The following is a 489-nucleotide window of genomic DNA, read 5'->3' on the forward strand; positions in this document are numbered from 1 at the left end:
GATTACACAGCCATGCCGTCTGAAGACGGAGGAATCGGCTCATTGTCGCTTCCGCCGCACTCAATGGAGGCGGAGCAGTCTGTTTTGGGCGGTTTGATGCTGGAAAATCCGGCATGGGACAGGATTGCCGATGTGGTTTCGGGAGAGGATTTCTACCGGCATGAACACCGCCTGATTTTCCGATCCATTGCCAAATTGATCAATGAGAGCCGTCCTGCCGATGTCATCACGGTTCAGGAGGATTTGCAGCGGAACGAAGAGCTGGAAGCGGCAGGCGGATTCGAATATCTGATTTCCCTGGCGCAAAACACCCCGTCTGCCGCCAACATCCGGCGTTATGCCGAAATCGTGCGCGAGCGTTCCATTATGCGCCAACTCGCCGAAGTGGGAACGGAAATCGCACGCAGCGCCTACAATCCGCAAGGCAGGGACGCGGGGCAGCTTTTGGATGAGGCGGAAAACAAAGTATTCCAAATTGCAGAAAGCACG

The 489-nt window shown here is 55.4% G+C and carries 1 protein-coding gene; it reads left to right on the forward strand.

Features of this window, described 5'->3' with window-relative positions; translation table 11 throughout:
* Positions 1–489: DnaB-like helicase N-terminal domain-containing protein (locus Q3O12_RS04360; RefSeq protein WP_301669528.1), on the forward strand; the 489-nt coding region annotated here is incomplete at both ends.

The organism is Neisseria benedictiae (assembly GCF_958267435.1).
Lineage (GTDB): Bacteria > Pseudomonadota > Gammaproteobacteria > Burkholderiales > Neisseriaceae > Neisseria > Neisseria bergeri.